Source organism: Paraburkholderia unamae (assembly GCF_003268775.1).
GTDB lineage: Bacteria > Pseudomonadota > Gammaproteobacteria > Burkholderiales > Burkholderiaceae > Paraburkholderia > Paraburkholderia unamae.
Window position 1 is genome coordinate 21,168 of sequence record NZ_QLSU01000036.1, and the last position, 15,810, is coordinate 36,977.

The 15,810-nt window shown below is 62.4% G+C and carries 16 protein-coding genes; all 16 read left to right on the top strand.

What is annotated here, in order from left to right:
* The first annotated feature begins 73 nt into the window (after positions 1–73).
* The 16 genes from C7401_RS37570 (at position 74) to C7401_RS37645 (ending at position 15,785) form a co-directional block, all read left to right on the top strand.
* Positions 74–298 (top strand): hypothetical protein, encoded by a 225-nt coding sequence (locus C7401_RS37570; protein WP_112177109.1) that lies wholly within the window; start codon positions 74–76, stop codon positions 296–298.
* An 82-nt stretch (positions 299–380) separates the two neighbouring features.
* The gene (locus C7401_RS37575) at positions 381–602 is read left to right on the top strand and encodes an HNH endonuclease (protein ID WP_112177110.1); all 222 of its coding nucleotides are present in this window, start codon (positions 381–383) and stop codon (positions 600–602) included.
* Between the two features lie 145 nt (positions 603–747).
* On the top strand, positions 748–1,239 hold the full coding sequence (locus C7401_RS44650; RefSeq protein ID WP_146758062.1) for a hypothetical protein: 492 nt from the start codon (positions 748–750) through the stop codon (positions 1,237–1,239).
* A 2-nt stretch (positions 1,240–1,241) separates the two neighbouring features.
* Positions 1,242–2,945, top strand: a complete 1,704-nt coding sequence (locus C7401_RS37585; RefSeq protein ID WP_112177178.1) for a terminase large subunit — start codon at positions 1,242–1,244, stop codon at positions 2,943–2,945.
* Positions 2,942–4,300: a phage portal protein gene (locus C7401_RS37590; protein WP_112177112.1), complete on the top strand. Its 1,359-nt coding sequence runs from the start codon at positions 2,942–2,944 to the stop codon at positions 4,298–4,300. Before C7401_RS37585 ends, C7401_RS37590 begins: the two co-directional genes overlap by 4 nt.
* On the top strand, positions 4,297–5,043 hold the full coding sequence (locus tag C7401_RS37595; protein WP_258397377.1) for a head maturation protease, ClpP-related: 747 nt from the start codon (positions 4,297–4,299) through the stop codon (positions 5,041–5,043). The genes C7401_RS37590 and C7401_RS37595 overlap by 4 nt, the downstream gene beginning before the upstream one ends.
* A 94-nt stretch (positions 5,044–5,137) precedes the next feature.
* Positions 5,138–6,394, top strand: coding sequence for a phage major capsid protein (locus tag C7401_RS37600; RefSeq protein WP_112177114.1), 1,257 nt, complete (start codon positions 5,138–5,140; stop codon positions 6,392–6,394).
* Positions 6,395–6,457: 63 nt separating this feature from the next.
* Positions 6,458–6,733: a hypothetical protein gene (locus C7401_RS37605; RefSeq protein WP_112177115.1), complete on the top strand. Its 276-nt coding sequence runs from the start codon at positions 6,458–6,460 to the stop codon at positions 6,731–6,733.
* 2 nt (positions 6,734–6,735) lie between these two features.
* Positions 6,736–7,416: a head-tail connector protein gene (locus C7401_RS37610; protein WP_112177116.1), complete on the top strand. Its 681-nt coding sequence runs from the start codon at positions 6,736–6,738 to the stop codon at positions 7,414–7,416.
* A complete protein-coding gene (locus tag C7401_RS37615; protein WP_112177117.1) occupies positions 7,416–7,736 on the top strand; it encodes a phage head closure protein in 321 nt (106 codons plus the stop codon). The genes C7401_RS37610 and C7401_RS37615 overlap by 1 nt, the downstream gene beginning before the upstream one ends.
* A gap of 2 nt (positions 7,737–7,738) precedes the next feature.
* Positions 7,739–8,203, top strand: coding sequence for an HK97 gp10 family phage protein (locus C7401_RS37620; RefSeq protein WP_112177118.1), 465 nt, complete (start codon positions 7,739–7,741; stop codon positions 8,201–8,203).
* Positions 8,200–8,556, top strand: coding sequence for a DUF3168 domain-containing protein (locus tag C7401_RS37625; RefSeq protein WP_112177119.1), 357 nt, complete (start codon positions 8,200–8,202; stop codon positions 8,554–8,556). Before C7401_RS37620 ends, C7401_RS37625 begins: the two co-directional genes overlap by 4 nt.
* 129 nt (positions 8,557–8,685) lie before the next feature.
* Positions 8,686–9,333 (top strand): phage tail tube protein, encoded by a 648-nt coding sequence (locus C7401_RS37630; protein WP_181565793.1) that lies wholly within the window; start codon positions 8,686–8,688, stop codon positions 9,331–9,333.
* A gap of 88 nt (positions 9,334–9,421) precedes the next feature.
* Complete coding sequence (locus tag C7401_RS37635) at positions 9,422–9,802, top strand: phage tail assembly chaperone (RefSeq protein WP_112177121.1); 381 nt, start codon at positions 9,422–9,424, stop codon at positions 9,800–9,802.
* Positions 9,803–9,870: 68 nt separating this feature from the next.
* Positions 9,871–10,104, top strand: a complete 234-nt coding sequence (locus tag C7401_RS37640) for a DUF1799 domain-containing protein (protein WP_112177122.1) — start codon at positions 9,871–9,873, stop codon at positions 10,102–10,104.
* A 59-nt stretch (positions 10,105–10,163) separates the two neighbouring features.
* Positions 10,164–15,785 carry a phage tail length tape measure family protein gene (locus tag C7401_RS37645; RefSeq protein ID WP_112177123.1) on the top strand — a complete coding sequence of 1,874 codons (5,622 nt, stop codon included), beginning with the start codon at positions 10,164–10,166 and terminating at the stop codon, positions 15,783–15,785.
* The last annotated feature ends 25 nt before the right edge of the window (positions 15,786–15,810 follow it).

Here is a 15,810-nt window from a genome sequence, read left to right on the forward strand (position 1 = left end):
GTGCGCACACGAAGCCCGCAAGCGAAAGCAAGCGGGCTTTTTGCATTGGTGCGCTGGATTTCGAGGGCAGCGAATGAGCGAGCAAATCAGGATCGTCAGCGATGGCATATCGCTCGGCACGCGTGTATTGAACGCTGACGGCACGCCGATTCCGGGTGTGGCGCACATCGAACTGCTGCCTATCAAACCCTTCGGAATCGTTGAGGCGCGCATCACGTTCCTCAGCGTCGAGCTTGACATGGTCGCTGCACCGACTGCGATGGAGTCGAATGAGCAGGCTGAAGACACTCAGGCCTAGGCTGGCGCCTGCGGCGCTCAGTCGCGTATCGACTCTCGATGTCAAAGCTGGCTCGACCGTTCGCGAGCGCGGTGGCGCTTGGATGAAGAAGCGGCAACGCGTGGCGCTGGCACATCAGTATCGGTGCGCGCGCTGCGGCTGCGTCTGGGTGTCGAGTCGCGATCAGATCGACCACATCGTGCCGCTCGAACAGGGTGGCAGCAACGACGACTCGAATCTGCAACCTCTGTGCGACACGTGCCACACAGCCAAGACATCGACAGAGGCAAGCGCGCGAGCGGGCACGCGTACGGGGCCGCTGTGAGGCGTTCTGATGGCCTTCCCGAGGTCGTTCGACCGGGGGGGCATCGAAAGTCTGAGCGGTCGCGTCTGGCGAAACCGACCGGTTCCTCACGCGCAAAAAATCCGCCCATTTAAACGCCTCTCGGTAATCAAACAGGGGAATTCAAATGACTGGCAAACCCAGTGGGCGCGGGGGTGCGCGGCCTGGTGCCGGTCGCAAGCCAAAACCGCAAACCGCCGAAATCAAAACGGCGAAAAATCAAACGGCGGCTGGTGGTCGCGGTGGCGCGCGGCCCGGCGCGGGGCGCAAGCCGAAGGCTGAGACGCAGCCGAAAGAGGCGACGCCCCGCCGTTCCGCGAAGAAAGAGGATCTGGAGCCGCAGGCGCACGGTGGCGCGCTGAAGCGGACGAAGGCGGTTCCGGTGGAGATCGCAGATCGCGACATGCTGACGCTGATGCAGGACATCGCGCTCGGGCGAGTCGAGGCGACGGCGATCCAGGTGAAAGCCGCGGCAGCAACTCTGCCATTTCTGTACGCGAAGAAGGGCGAGGGCGGCAAGAAGGACGAGGACGAGGCAAAGCGCAAGGCTGCATCTACTGGCCGCTTCGGTAGGCGCGAAGCGCCGAGGCTTGCTGCTGCGGGAGGGAAGACGGTTTGAACATTGAATGGTCCACCGCATGCCCAGACTGGGAGACTCGGATTGTCCGCCGTGAGAGTCTGATCGCTTGCCCGCCACTCTTCCCGGCTGTCGCCGACGAGGCGTGGGCTCTGTGCAGCGAGTTCCGTTTGACCGACGTCATGGGCCAGCCATTATTGGGCGAGGCCTCGCTCCCTTGGTTGCGCGATTTCGTGCAAGCCGTGTTCGGCGCAGAGGACCCTGACACCGGGCGCCGACACATCAACGAATTTATGTTGATGGTGAGCAAGAAAAATGCAAAGAGTACGATCGCGGCGGCGATCATGCTGTGCGCGCTGCTGATGAACTGGCGGCAGTCGGCTGAGTTGCTAATTCTCTCGCCGACCAAGGAAATCGCCGACAACAGCTACAAGCCGATCCGTGACTTCATCAAGGCAGACGACGAGCTGTCGGCGATGCTGAAGGTCCAGGACTATTTTCGGACCATCACGCACCTGGACACGGGTGCAACCCTGAAGGTGGTCGCGGCAGATAGCGACACGGTCTCGGGGAAAAAGGCCTCGTTCGTTTTCGTCGACGAGTTGCACGAATTCGGCAAGCAGGCCAAGGCGTCGAACATGCTGCTGGAGGCTACGGGCGGCTTGGCATCGCGGCCCGAGGGCTTCGTGATCTACGCGACCACGCAGTCTGCCGAGCCGCCTGCTGGCGTGTTCAAGGCAAAATTGGACTACGCGCGCAAGGTGCGTGACGGTCGTGTCGCCGACAGGAAGTTTCTGCCGGTGATCTACGAGTTCCCGCAGGGCATGCTGAAGAGCAAGGCTCACGAGGACCTGAACAACGCCTACGTGACCAACCCGAACTGGGGCGCGTCCGTCGACATTGAGCGCATCACGCAGCTGCACAGCCAGGCGAAAGAGGGTGGCGAGCAGGAGTTCAAGGAATTCCTCGCGAAGCACCTCAATGTGGAGATCGGACTGGCGCTGCGCAGCGACCGCTGGGCCGGCGCTGACTTCTGGGAGGCTGCGGCGCTGGCGCCAAGGGTCTCCCTTGAAGAGCTGATGGCACGCTGTGAGGTGATCGACTTCGGCATTGATGGTGGCGGACTCGACGACTTGCTCGGCGGTGCTGCCGTGGGGCGTGAGCGCGGCACGCGCAACTGGCTAGCGTGGACGCATGCGTGGGCGCATCCGTCCGTGCTGGAGCGTCGAAAGGAGATTGCGCCGCGTCTGCTCGACTTCCAGCGCGACGGCGACTTGACGATCGTGCAGCAGATCGGCGATGACGTTCGCGACGTCGCGGACATCGTTTCCACCATCTATCAGGCGCAGTTGCTCGACAAGGTCGGGGCGGACCCGGCCGGAATCGGGGGTGTTCTGGATGCGCTGGCAGAAGCCGGTATTCCCGAAGACAAGGTGATCGGCATCTCGCAGGGCTGGAAGCTCTCGGGAGCGATCAAAACGGCTGAGCGTCGCCTCGCGGCGGCGAGCGGGAGCAAGGTAGACGGCGACAACGCGCCGCCCGATGGTGTTCTCATGCATGGTGGGCAGCCAATGATGGCCTGGTGCGTCGGAAACGCGCGCGTCGTGCCTGTGGGCAATGCCGTGAACATCACGAAGCAGGCCAGCGGCACCGGAAAAATCGATCCGCTGATGGCCCTGTTCAACGCGGTGACGCTGATGAGCCTGAATCCTCAGGCTGCACCTCAACCAGGGATCGTAATTCTATGAGCGAAGCGGCTTTCAAGGCGGCGCAGGAGCGCGCACGCACGCCGGGCTCGTCGGTGCTCAACAGCTGGCGCGCGCAGCATGGGCCCGAGGCGACCGGGCGCATCAACAACCTCAACGAGACGCGCCAGAGCCTCACGGTACAGGAGTTGTCGAACATCATTGGCGGCGGCGCGGTCAGCAATGCTGGTCCGGTCGTGAATGAAGCGACTGCGATGAAGGTCTCGGCGGTGTACGCGTGCGTCGCGCTGATCGCCGGAGCGATCTCGACGCTGCCGATGCCTATCTACGAGCGCACGCCGACTGGCCGCGCGCGCGTCGAGCACCCGTACTGGTGGCTGCTCAACGAACAGCCCGAGCCGGATGTGTCCGCAGCAGTTTTCTGGGAATACATGTCGGCGGCACGGAGCTTCTACGGCGACTGCTTCGCCGAGATCGTGCGCCCTTCGTTCCGCAGCAGCTCTGTCTCGGGCTTCAAGGCGCACCATCCGCTGCGCGTGAACCCGTTTCGAGACAGCGCGGGCAGCCTGTGGTATCGAATCCAGCCGCTGGTGGGCGCGGAATACGTCCTTCACCCGGCGGACATGATCCACGTGCCGAGCCTCGGCTACGACGGTATCCGCAGTCCGAGTCCGATCACCTATGCGGCGCGCCAGGCTGTCGGAACCTCGATCGCGGCTGCCGAGTACAGCGCGCGCTTCTTTTCGAACGGCGCGCGACCTGATTTCGCGCTGACGACGCCCGGCAACATGTCGGAAGAGCAGGCTAGGCTGCTGCGGGCGACGTGGGGCGAGCGTCACGGCGGCGTTTCAAACTCGCACCTGCCTGCCGTCCTGACCGGCGGCCTCGACATCAAGGAATTGACGTTGTCGCCTGTCGACGCGCAGATCCTTGAAACGTCCAAGTGGGGACTCGAGGAAATTTGCCGAACGCTCGGCGTGCCCCCGTTCATGGTTGGCTCGACCGAGAAGACGACGTCGTGGGGCAGCGGCGTCGAAAACATGAGTCGCGGCTTCGTGAAATTCACGCTGCTGCGCGACCTCGTGAAGTTCAACCAGGAGTTCAACCGGAAGCTCTGGCCGGTGCGCCAGCGGCTTTTCGTCGAATTCGATGTTTCCGGCATGGAGCGCGGCGACCTCAAGACCGAAAACGACGCGTTTCGCGTTGCGCTGGGGCGTGCTGGTGAGCCGGGGTGGATGTCGGTCAACGAAGTGCGTCACATCAAGCTGCTGCCGCCGATCGCAGGCGGTGACACGATCAACCAGGGCATCACGCAGACGGCAGCCGTGGCGGCCCCGGCAAACCCGTCCGAAGCGGCTCCCCAGCCAGCAGGGCAACCAGACGAAGGAGCATCATGAGCAAGCTGATCACGCTGCTGGCGAAGAATCGTCGGCCGACGCAGCCGCGCGCGTTCGAAATGAGCGGCGAAGACACGACGATCTACATCTACGACGCAATCGTCGCCGACGACGACACGGCGGAATGGTGGGGTGGCGTATCGGCGCAAACGCTCGTGCCGCAGATCCGCAACATCAAGGGTGGGACGGTCAACCTGCGTATCAACTCTCCCGGTGGCGACGTCTTCGCCGCGCAGGCGATCGTCGCCGCGATCCGCGATACGGGCGCCAAAGTCGTTGCCCACATCGACGGCGTTGCTGCGAGCGCTGCTACGGTGATCGCGTCGGCCGCCGACGAGGTCGTGATGTCCGATGGGGCGATGTACATGATCCACTGCGCGTGGACCGTGGCAATCGGCAACTCCGAAGACCTCACGGCCACCGCCGCGCTGCTCGACAAGACGGACGGCGTGATCGCGGGCCAGTACGCGAAGCGCAGCGGCAAGGCCGTCGACGATATGAAGGCGCTGATGAGCGCCGAGACGTGGTTTACCGCCGAAGAGGCGGTGGAGATCGGCCTCGCTGACCGTATTGCGGAAAACGCCCCGCGTGCGCAGGCATCGTGGGATCTGAGCGCCTACGCGAACGCGCCGAAGCCCTCTGCGTCGGCCGGGGCTGATCCGCAGATCGCAGCCATCACCAACGAACACCGCGAGCGTCAGCAGCAGCGCCTGCGCATGCTGAACCGCATCAATCCTCAGTGACGCGCCTCGCGCAACTGACCGGAGCCGCCGCAAGGCGGTTTTTTTTCGTCCATACGACCTGCGCGAGCGGTCACCTCTGAATGGAGAGAGCTATATGAAGCTTCAACAGCTGCGCGAGCTGCGCAACCAGAAGTCGAAGGAAGCCAACGAGCTGAACAACAAGTATCCGGCGGACCAGCGCATGCCGGCGGCCGAAGCCGAGCGCATGGACGCCATCCTCGCCGAGATCGAGGGCATCGACGCGGACATCGCGCGCGAGGGTCGCCGCGCGAAGCTCGCCGCTGATGATCCGGCTGCGCAGCACGCCGCCGCGATGGATGCTGCGACGCGCACGCCGGGCGCACAGGGCGAGGAATCGCGCGCGCTGCGCTCCTTCATGGCCGGTGGCGTGTCGAACATGGCCGACGAGGACCGCGCCCGCATGCTCGCGCGCCAGACGCCGGACATTCGCAACGCGATGTCGACGACGACCACCACGGAGGGCGGCTTCACGGTCGCGACCGAGTATCAGCGCTCGCTCGAAATCGCGATGCGCGCGTTCGGCGGCATGCGCCAGGTGGCGCATGCGATCCGCACCGCTACCGGCGCGACGATGAATTTCCCGACGACCGACCCGACCGCCGAAGTTGGCGAAATCGTTGGCCAGAATGCCCCCGTGACCGGCCAGGACACCGCGTTCGGCAACCTCACGCTGGACGTGTTCAAGTACAGCTCGAAGAAGATCGCGCTGCCCTTCGAACTGGTGCAGGACAGCTTCATCGACATCGAAGCCTACATTCAGGCGCTGCTCGCGATGCGCCTCGGCCGCATCCAGAACACGCACTTCACGGCGGGCACTGGCGTCAACCAGCCGCGCGGCATCGTGACGGCGACCAGCTCGGGCAAGATCGGCGCCACCGGTCAAACGGTCACCGTGACCTACGACGACTTTGTCGATCTGGAGCACTCGGTGGACCCGGCCTATCGCGGGCAGCCCGGTGTCGGCTACATGATGCACGACAGCACTGTGCAGGCTGTGCGCAAGATTAAGGACGGCCAGAATCGCCCGATCTTTGTGCCGGGCTACGAGGCTGACGCGATGGTCAACGGCGGCGCGCCGGATCGTCTGATGGGGCGCCCGATCACCATCAACCAGGACATGCCGGTGATGGCTGCGAACGCGAAGTCGATCCTCTTCGGCCAGCTCTCGAAGTACACGATCCGCGACGTGATGGACCTGACGATCTTCCGTATGACCGACTCGGCGTTCACGCTGAACGGCCAGATCGGCTTCGTCGGCTTCCTGCGCACCGGCGGCAACATGATCGACGCCGGCGGCGCCGTGAAGGCCTACGTCAACTCCGCGACGTAAGCGAGACCAATACGCAGCGGCGGACCACGGTTCGCCGTTTCTCGAATTCCATCGGAGTTGAACATGGCAAAGACTCAAACGGCGCAGGCGCGCGTGCTCACGAGCAATCTCGGACTCAGCCTCAAATGTGGTCAGATCGTGACCGGCCCCGACACGGTGATCAAAGCTCTCGCTGCGGCGGGTGCGGTTGACGATCACCCGGACGCCGTCACCTATGCGACGAAGCAGGGTGCCGAGCAGGTGGCGCTGGCAGACCCGGAAGCGGCGGCGGAGGTCGCCGCGGCAGCATCCGAGGCCAAGCAGGCGGACGGCGCTGAGCCCGTACAACCGGCGCAGTAAGCATGGGCATCCGGCTCACACAGGCGCCGGCCGAAGAGCCGGTATCGCTTGACGAAGCGAAGTTGCACCTGAATCTCGACCCGGCGGACACCACGTGGGACGTGAAGCTCAAGAGCCTCATCGTGGCCGCGCGATTCCATGCCGAGAACGTCTGCCGCCGCGTGTTTGTGACGCAGAAGTACGACCTGTATCTCGACGCGTTCCCGTTCTACACGTACTACGGCGTGATCCCCGGCTATGTGCCCGTCGACCAGCTGCCCGCTGCGTGGATGACGATGCGCAACTACGCGGTGCGGTTCCGTGGCAGCAAGATTGACATCCCGTTCCCGCGGCTCCAGTCGGTCGACGAGGTGACCTTCACCGATTCGAGCGGGGCGGTCCAGACGCTGGACCCGTCGCTTTACGTGGTCGACAACGTCAGCGAGCCGGGCGTGCTCACGCCGAAGGCTGGCACATACTGGCCCGACACGCTGAACACGACTAACGCCGTCAAGATCAGCTTTACGGCTGGCTATGGCGACGCGGCAGACGTTCCCGAGGGCATCAAGACGTGGATGCTGCTCCGCATCGGCTCGCTGTTTGAGAACCGCGAGGAGGTGTCGGTCGCGTATCGCGTGACGGTGCAGGCGTTGCCGTATGTCGACACGCTGCTCGATCCGTATCGAATCATGGGGTACGCCTGATGCGAATCGGAGATTTCAATCAGCGTGCCACGTTGCAGGCGCCCGACGACGGCCGCGAAGAAGGCGGCCAGCCTTCGACGCAATGGGTTGACGTGGCAAAGGGCGTGCCCTGCAACGTGCTCGCGAACACCGGGCGCGCGCAGATCGCCGCAGGCGCCGACGTGAGCATCGTTCAGGCGAGCGTTCGCGTCCGATGGCGAACGGACGTCACGGCGGGTATGCGGCTCGTCTCTGGTGGCGCGACCTTCAGCATCAAGGCTGTGCTGCCGGATTTCGCAAAGCGCAATTTCGTGGATCTCGTCTGCGAGGTGATCGATTGAGCATGACGATTCGAGCGGACACGGCCGCGCTGGAGAGCCTACTTGACCAGCTGGGCGATGACGTCGAAGAGGCGGCGCGCCCGGCGGCGCAAGCTGGCGCACAGGTGCTCTACAACGCTGTGAAGGTCAACGTCGCGAGCATCGGCCGCGTGACCGGCAACCTAGCCAATTCGATTTATCAGGTCTACAGCCAGAGCGAATCGGGCCAGGGGCTGGCGACCTATCACGTCAGCTGGAACCACAAGAAAGCGCCGCATGGCTGGCTCGTCGAGAACGGCCACTTCCAGCGCTTCAAGGTGTATCTCGGCAAGGATGGGAAGTGGTACACGGACAAGAAAGCGCCGCTTCCAGAGCCGAAACACGTCGGTGCGCGCCCATTCGTGCGGCCCGCGCAGGCACTGTTTCCGCAGGCAGTTGAGGCGGCAGAGGCCGAGCTGCTGAAGCGAATCGACGAGGGCAAGTCATGACCGTAGAAGCTGACATCGAGGCGGCGCTTGCGCCGCTCGTCGGCGGCCGGGTGTTTCCAGACACCGCGCCATTCAAAACGCCGCGCCCGTATGCGACGTACCAGCAGATCGGCGGCCTCACGCTCAATCCGATCGCGAAAGAGGTGGCGTCGTCAAAAAACGGCTTCTTTCAGGTGAATGTCTGGAGCGACCGGCGCGCCGAAGCGGACGCAATCGCTCTGCAAATCGAGGCTGCACTCGTCACCGCCGAGGCGTTCACGGCCAAACCGATGGCGGGCCCGATCTCGACGAACGACGCCGACCTGAACCGGTACGGCAAGCAGCAAGATTTTTCCATCTGGTCCGATCGCTGACGCGACGACCGCAACCGATAGTTTTCAGTTGCCCGAACGGGCTTTGAGAGGTGCCCGCTGCGAGAAGTCGCCGCGGGCTTTTTTACGCCCGTCGTGGGCGCTTTGTCCCATTGTGTAAGGAGAATCACCTTGAGCTACAGCTTCCCCGAAGGGAGTAAGTTCTTTTTCAGCGAGACGTTCGCTGCCGCGAAGGTCATCAGTGCGCTGAGCAACGCGAGCCCGGCTGTTGCTACTTCGGCGGCACACGGCTTCGTCGATGGCAACGAAATCCTCATCAGCTCCGGCTGGGAAGATGTGACCGATTCGGTCTACAAGATCGATCAGCTTTCGCCCGACACGTTCTCGCTGCTCGGGCTGAACACGACGGACACGGACTCGTTCAATCCGGGCGGGGGCGCCGGCACGGCGCAGCTCGTGAGCGCATGGGTCGAGATTCCCCAAGTGTTGACGATCTCGACGTCGGGCGGCGATCCGAAGTTCACCACGATCAGCCCGCTGGCACGCCGCAACTCGATCAACGTGCCGACCGGCTTCAATCCGACGTCGATCACGCTGACGCTCGGCCATGACGCATCGAACGCGAACTACCAGCAGATGCTCGACATCAGCCGCACGCTGCGCAAGGTCGCTTTCAAGATGGTCCTGTCGGGCGGCGTGGCCAGCTACGGCTACGGCTACATGGCTGTGTCGGAAATGCCGCAGCTCAACGTGAACCAGGCCAACCAGGTGACGGCTTCACTGTCGCTGCTCGGCCGTTCCATCAGCTACGCATCGTAAGTTTCTCCTTGGGGCCGGTGACGGTCCTTTCCTCGTCGGGGATTCTCCCCGGCGAGGCTTTTACATACAACAGATCAAGGAATCCATCATGGCAAAGCTCGCACTCGGCACCCGTCCGGCTAACTTCTCGCACGCCGTCAAGTTCAAGATGCTGGACGGTACCGAAGCCGCGATCGACGTCTCCTACAAGTACCGGACTCGTAAGGAGTACGGTGCATTTGTCGATCAGGTCGCTGCCGCAGCGAAGGAAGAACGCGTTGCCGACGAGGACTTCTCGTGGGCGAACGTGATGGAAAAGACCGGCACGGCGAATGCTGCGTACGTCATGCAGGTGGTCGATGGCTGGAACCTCGACGAGCCGTTCACGCTTGAGAATGTCCAGCAACTCGCCGATGAGCTTCCGGCAGCTATCGCGGCGATCATGGACACGTACCGCGTCGCGATCACGCAGGGCCGCCTGGGAAACTGACGGAGGCGGCAGAAGCGCTGTATTGGCCAGACGGGAAGGGCCCGGCCAACGCCTTCGACATTCGCGCGATGCTGCGCAGGGACGTTGTGGAGGTTTGGCCCGAGAACTGGGATGCAGTGACGCTGTTCTGCCGCCTCGGAACGCAATGGCGGACGAACATGGGCGGCGCGTATGGGCTTGACTACAACGTGGCGCTCACGTTGATTGATCGCCTTGGATTGAGTGCGTCGGATGCCGACGAGTTGTTCGAGGACGTGCGACACCTCGAAAAATCGGCTCTGGATGTGATGCGCGAAGAGTGATGCGCGATGTGGCTGGGCCGTCGATGGCGGCCCTTCTCTTTTGATGCAAAGGTAGATCGATGGCGACTGATGACCGTAAAGTCCAGCTTGGAGTGACCGTCGACGCGACGGAAGCGCGCAAGGGCTTCAACGACGTCAAGGACAGCGCTCGCGACATGGCGCAGTCCGTGACGTCGCAGGGCGCTGCCGCTGGCAAGGCTATCGATTCGATCGGTAACGGTGGCGCCGCGTCGTCGCAGAAGGTCGACAACGCGACTCGGAGCATGATCCAGTCGATCCAGCGCACGACCGCGGCGATGGAGGCGGGGAGCAAGTCCAGTTCGCAGTATTACCAGGCGCTCGCTCAGCAGCGTGGGATTCCGAGCGATGCGCTCACGCCTTACCTCGCGCAGCTCGACGCCGCGAAGGCGAAGCAGGATGCGGCTTCGAATTCGATGCATGAGTTCTCGCTGAATTCGACGCGCGCGCGAACCGAGCTCGTGGTGTTAGGCCATGAGATCTCGCAAGGGAACTGGTCAAAGTTCGGTGGTTCACTGATGGTGATGGCCGAGGCGACCGACGCGCTCAGCATTGCCATGAGCCCGCTCGGCCTGGGTATCGGCGTCGTAACCGCGGGCATCGCGGCGATGGGCGTCGCGATGTACAAGGGCTACGCAGAATCGGACAGGCTTAACAAGGCGCTGGCGTCCACCGGCAACTATGCGGGCATGACGGCTGGGCAGGTAGGCGAGCTCGCCGAATCGCTGGGGAAGATCTCCGGCGGCACGACCGAGGCGCAAAAGGTCCTGACCGGCCTGATTCAAACGGGCAGATTCAGCGGGGACGCGCTGGAAGCGGTCGCAAAGTCCGTGATTGCGATGTCGGACGCGACCGGGCAGAGCGCCGACAAGGTGCTCGACCAGTACACGAAGATGTCCGATGGTGTTGCCAAGTGGGCCGAAGAGCAGAACAAGCAGTATCACTTCCTCACGTTGGCGGAATACGACCACATCAAAGCCCTTGAGGACATGGGCGAAAAGAGCGCGGCTGAGAAGGCTACCGCGGATGCTCTTACGGCGGCGCTGGGCGGACAGCAGCAGCAACTTGGGTGGCTTCCTGCTGCATGGAAGGCGGTCGGCGATGCAGCCTCTTCGGCGTGGCGCCAGATGATGAATCTTGGAAAGCCGACTGCCGCCGAAGATAAGCTCGCAGACCTGAAGAAGCAACTCACGGACGCGCAGGCATCGCTCGCTTCGGGCGGTGCCGACGTGACTGAAAATGGCGCGGTTGTCTATCGTAGTCAGGCAGCGCTCCAGCAGCGCGTTACGGATCTCCAGAATCAACTCGCCAACCAGCAGGCGTTTGTTGACAACGAGCAGAAGTTCACTGCTCAACAAAAGATCAACGACGACATTCACATGGCGGCACTCGACGCGGACAAGGCGTTGGGAAACAGCTTGACGACGCTCGACAAAGACTATGCTCGACAGCAGGAGATGAGCAAGCTGTACCAGCAGTTTGCGGCGCTGAAAAAGGAGTATGAAAACACGGGCGTCATGCCGTCGAAGTACCAGGGCGTTTCGTTCGACGTGCACACTGGCAACTTCAGCGGCGGCCTTTACGACAAGGCCGCAGCCGACATCACTAAGAAGTACACCGAAAAGACCCCCGCGTCGCACGCCGATGAAACGAGCAATCGCGAGGTCGCGAATCTGAAAGCTGAAATCGCAGCGCAAGAGCAGCAGCTCGCGCTGATGGACCAATACAGCGGCGCGCAAGCAAAGATCAGCGATGGCGACAAGAAGGTGTTGCAGATCGAGCAGCAACTCGGCCTCGCACAGAAAGATCGCATCGGCAAGGTGTCGGACGCGCAGTTGAAGGAGCAGCTTGGCTACGCGCAGACTCTCGCGGCGCTCGAAAAGCAGATCCAAGCGAAGAAGGACGCGGAGGCTGCGCAGAAGGCGTATAACGAGCAAGTGGACAAATGGGCGCAGGCGGAGCAGTCTGCGCAGGATGCGCTTTCACAGGACCTCGCGCTCTATGGCACTGAGGGTGAGCAGCGCAAGCTCCTGGCCACGCAGTTGAAGTACGAAGCGGAGGCTCGCGAGACGATCACGAAGGCGCAACGTGAGGGGCATCCGCTCAGCGCGCAACAGCAATCGGACCTGATGGCGGAGGCCGATGCACGGGCAAAGGTGGTGGGATCTATCGTAGCCCAGCAGGACGCGCTGGCAGCGGCAACGCAGTTGGAAAAGCAGCACGAGCAATTTCAGGCGAACTCGATTGCCGACGCACAGCAACGCGCTGACGCGCTGACCGCTATCGAGGCGAAGAAGTGGCAGGATCTGATTCAGCAGGCAGGCGATGGCACAGAAGCGCAAAAGAAGCTGATTGCAGCCTATGAGCAATGGCTGGTGGATCAGGCGCAGTCCTACAATATTCAGCAGTGGAAATCGCTGATTGATGGCATCGGTACGGATTTCCACAACGGCTTCCTGCAAATGCTGAGCGACGGGGAGGCGGGCTGGAAGTCCTTCACGAAGTCGCTAGTAAACACGTTCGAAGTCACGGTGGTTAATGCGCTATACGAAGCATTCGCTAAGAAGTGGGTGATTCAGGTTGTGGCCGAAATCGCAGGCGTGACTCAGGGCGAGTCCGTGAAGAATGCGTTGCTCGGCACGAACAACACGAGCGGCACGAGCGTTACGCAATTGCTGGGCTCTAGCGATCAGATAAAGTCGCTTTACGATTGGGCGACGGCAAAGAGCGCGCAATCTCAGGCTACGGGTGCGGTGCTGGCTGGCGAGGATTCCGCGGCGGGCATGTATAACCTCGGGTCTAATGTCGGCGGTTCGGCTTCCTCGTATTACGCGTCGATGTACGGTGCGGGATCGGGCAATGCCTACGGATTCACGAATAGCGGGAATAGCACGAGCACTGGTCTTTTCGGGACCAACTTCACGGGCTCGGATGCGCTCGGAGCGTTGGGATCGGCGGCTTCGGGCTACGGTATCGGTAAGGTGATTGGCGGCACTACCGGCTCCGAAGTCGGAGGCAGTGTCGGTGCGCTTGCTGGATCGCTTGCCATTCCTATCCCGGTGTTGGGTACCGTTATCGGTGGCGTGGTTGGCTCGGTGCTTGGTAAGGTTGTTGGCGGCCTGTTCGGTGGTGGGGAAACCCGCTACGGCGGCGTTTATTCGACAGCGGACGGCACGGCAGCGAATACGAGCAAGGTCGGGACTGGCCCCAGTGGCGGTATGAACGCCACCGAAAGCGGCACGACCGTTGGAAACGTCGATCTGACGTACAACACGATCAAGACGCTTGCGGGCGCGCTCGGTGGCTCGCTTGAAGGGCTCGGCACGTATCACGCTGGCTGGGAGCTTTCGCCCAGCAAGGGGAATAGTTGGGTCGAAGCGGGCTTCGTCCAAAACCTGAACGACACCAGTGACCGCACGCAACTATCAGGCGTGAAGGATGCGAACACGGTTGCGACCGACTTCACGCTTGAGCTTCAGCGCTCCATCGTCAAGTCGCTGCAAATGGCAAATCTCGACAAGCCGTATGCGGACTATCTGGCTCAGTTCAATGCATCTACGCTGACGGCTGACGATGTGACGAACATCGAGAGCGAGCTTCAGACGATGAAGACGTTCTTCGATACCGTAAAGGCGCTGGGTCCGAGCTTCGCAAACCTTAAGAACGCAGGTACGAGCGCGCAGGCAGCAATAGCGAATCTGGCAGGTGGTATGGACACGCTCTCGTCTGAGCTTTCGTACTACTCGCAAAACTTCACTACCACGCAGGAGCAGTACGCCACACAGGCGGCCAACGTTCAGGCGCAACTCGATGCGCTGGGCGAAGGCTCAGTGAAGACTAAGGATCAGTTCAAGGCGGTTGTGGAGTCACTGGACCTGACGACTGGCGCAGGCCAATCGCTCTACCAATCCATGCTCGCGCTTGCCCCATCGTTCGAAACGATGATCGAGAACGAGCAGGCGCAGGCCCAGGCGGCACAGCAAGCGGCGGACGCTCAGCAAGCGCTTTGGGAAAACTACTACGGTGCGGTGTACACATCGAGCCAACAGGCCGCAGTGGCACAAGGTGAGTTGAAGGCGAAGTTCGATGCACTCGGTGTGGCCATGCCGAAGACGAATGCAGAGTTTGAGGCGCTCGTTGAGAACATGGATACCTCGACGCAGCCGATGATGGACCTGCAAAACGCGTTGCTTTCTTTAGCTCCAGCGTTCGCGCAAATGACATCGGCGGTCGCGCAGGCTGAGCCAGTCATCGGGGCTGTGCAGAAGGCGGCAATCTCGACACTCTCGTCGAGTGCACAGTCGCTGTACACGAACAAGACGAACGCCTCTTCGCTAGTCGATACGATCAATTCGACGATCACCGGCAGCGATGCTGATACGTCGTCACAGATCAGCACGCTGTGGTCAGAAATGACCGGTGGCGGCGTGTCGCTTACGCAGCAGATCGACTTGGCCACGCAGTTGAATGACCTGATCACGAAGCGTTACCAGACTGAGGAACAGGCGGTCTCGACGCTCACGGACCAGATCAAGCAGCTGCGCGACTACGTGCAGAGCCTGAAGACCGGCGACCTGTCGACGGAAACGCCCAGCGAGAAGCTCGCGGACGCGGCGCAGCAATATGCCGACACGCTGGCGAAGGCGCAGGGCGGAGACCAGACCGCGATCGGCAATCTGTCGTCGGCGGCCGACAACTACCTGAAGCTCGCGCAGTCGTATTACGCCAGCTCCGACACGTACACGCAGATCTTCGCGTCGGTCACCTCGCAGTTGAGCGCGTTCGGCGATGCGTTGCAGTCGCAGAGCGACGCGAGTGGGCAGCTTTCGCAGCAGTCGCTCGACCAGCTCACACAACTGCGCGACATCGCATCGGCGCAGGCTTCGAGCGCGAATTCGCAGTATCAGGGGGTGATGGGGCAGCTCGCGCAGCAACTCGCCACGCTCGATGCGCTTGAGCAGGCGGCGGGCCTGCAATCGGAGGTGCCTTCAATCCTCCAGGGGCTGCCGAGCGAGATCGCGGCGCAGTTGGCTTCGGTGCTCGGCAACGGCACCGCGACGGGCAGCGATCAGGTCACGAGCCTGTATCAAAGCATGCTCGGGCGCACGCCGACTGCGAACGAGGTCAGCTATTGGACGGACTCGTTTGCGAACGGCAGCAAGACGATTGCGGACTTCAAGTACAGCGCCGATCAGGAGCTAATCGGGAACCTGTACCAGCAGGTGCTGGGGCGGCAGGCGGACGCCGGCGGCCTCCAGTTCTATACCGACCAGCTCTACAGCGGTAAGGAAACGCTCGACCAGATCAAGGCGGATCTCCAGAAGTCGCTGCTCGACGGCTCGCACGCCGGTGGTCTCGACGTCGTGCCGTGGGATGGCTACCGCGCCGAGCTTCACAAGGGCGAAGCGGTAATCACGTCGGCGAACAACCAGAAGTTGTCGCAGTTGCTCAACATCGACTGGTCGCAGTATGGCCGGTCGGCGAATGCGGACGTGGTCTCGCGCCTCGATCGCATGGAGAGCGCGGTGGTGCAGGCGACGCAGCAAAGCGCGGCAGCCATCGCGGCGGCTACGGCGCGCAGTGCCGAGACGATTTCGGACAGCACAACGAAGGCGGCCGAGATCAACTTGCGCACGACGAGCGCAAAGCCCGCTCTGGTTTGAGCGTAGCAACTCCACACGGGGCACC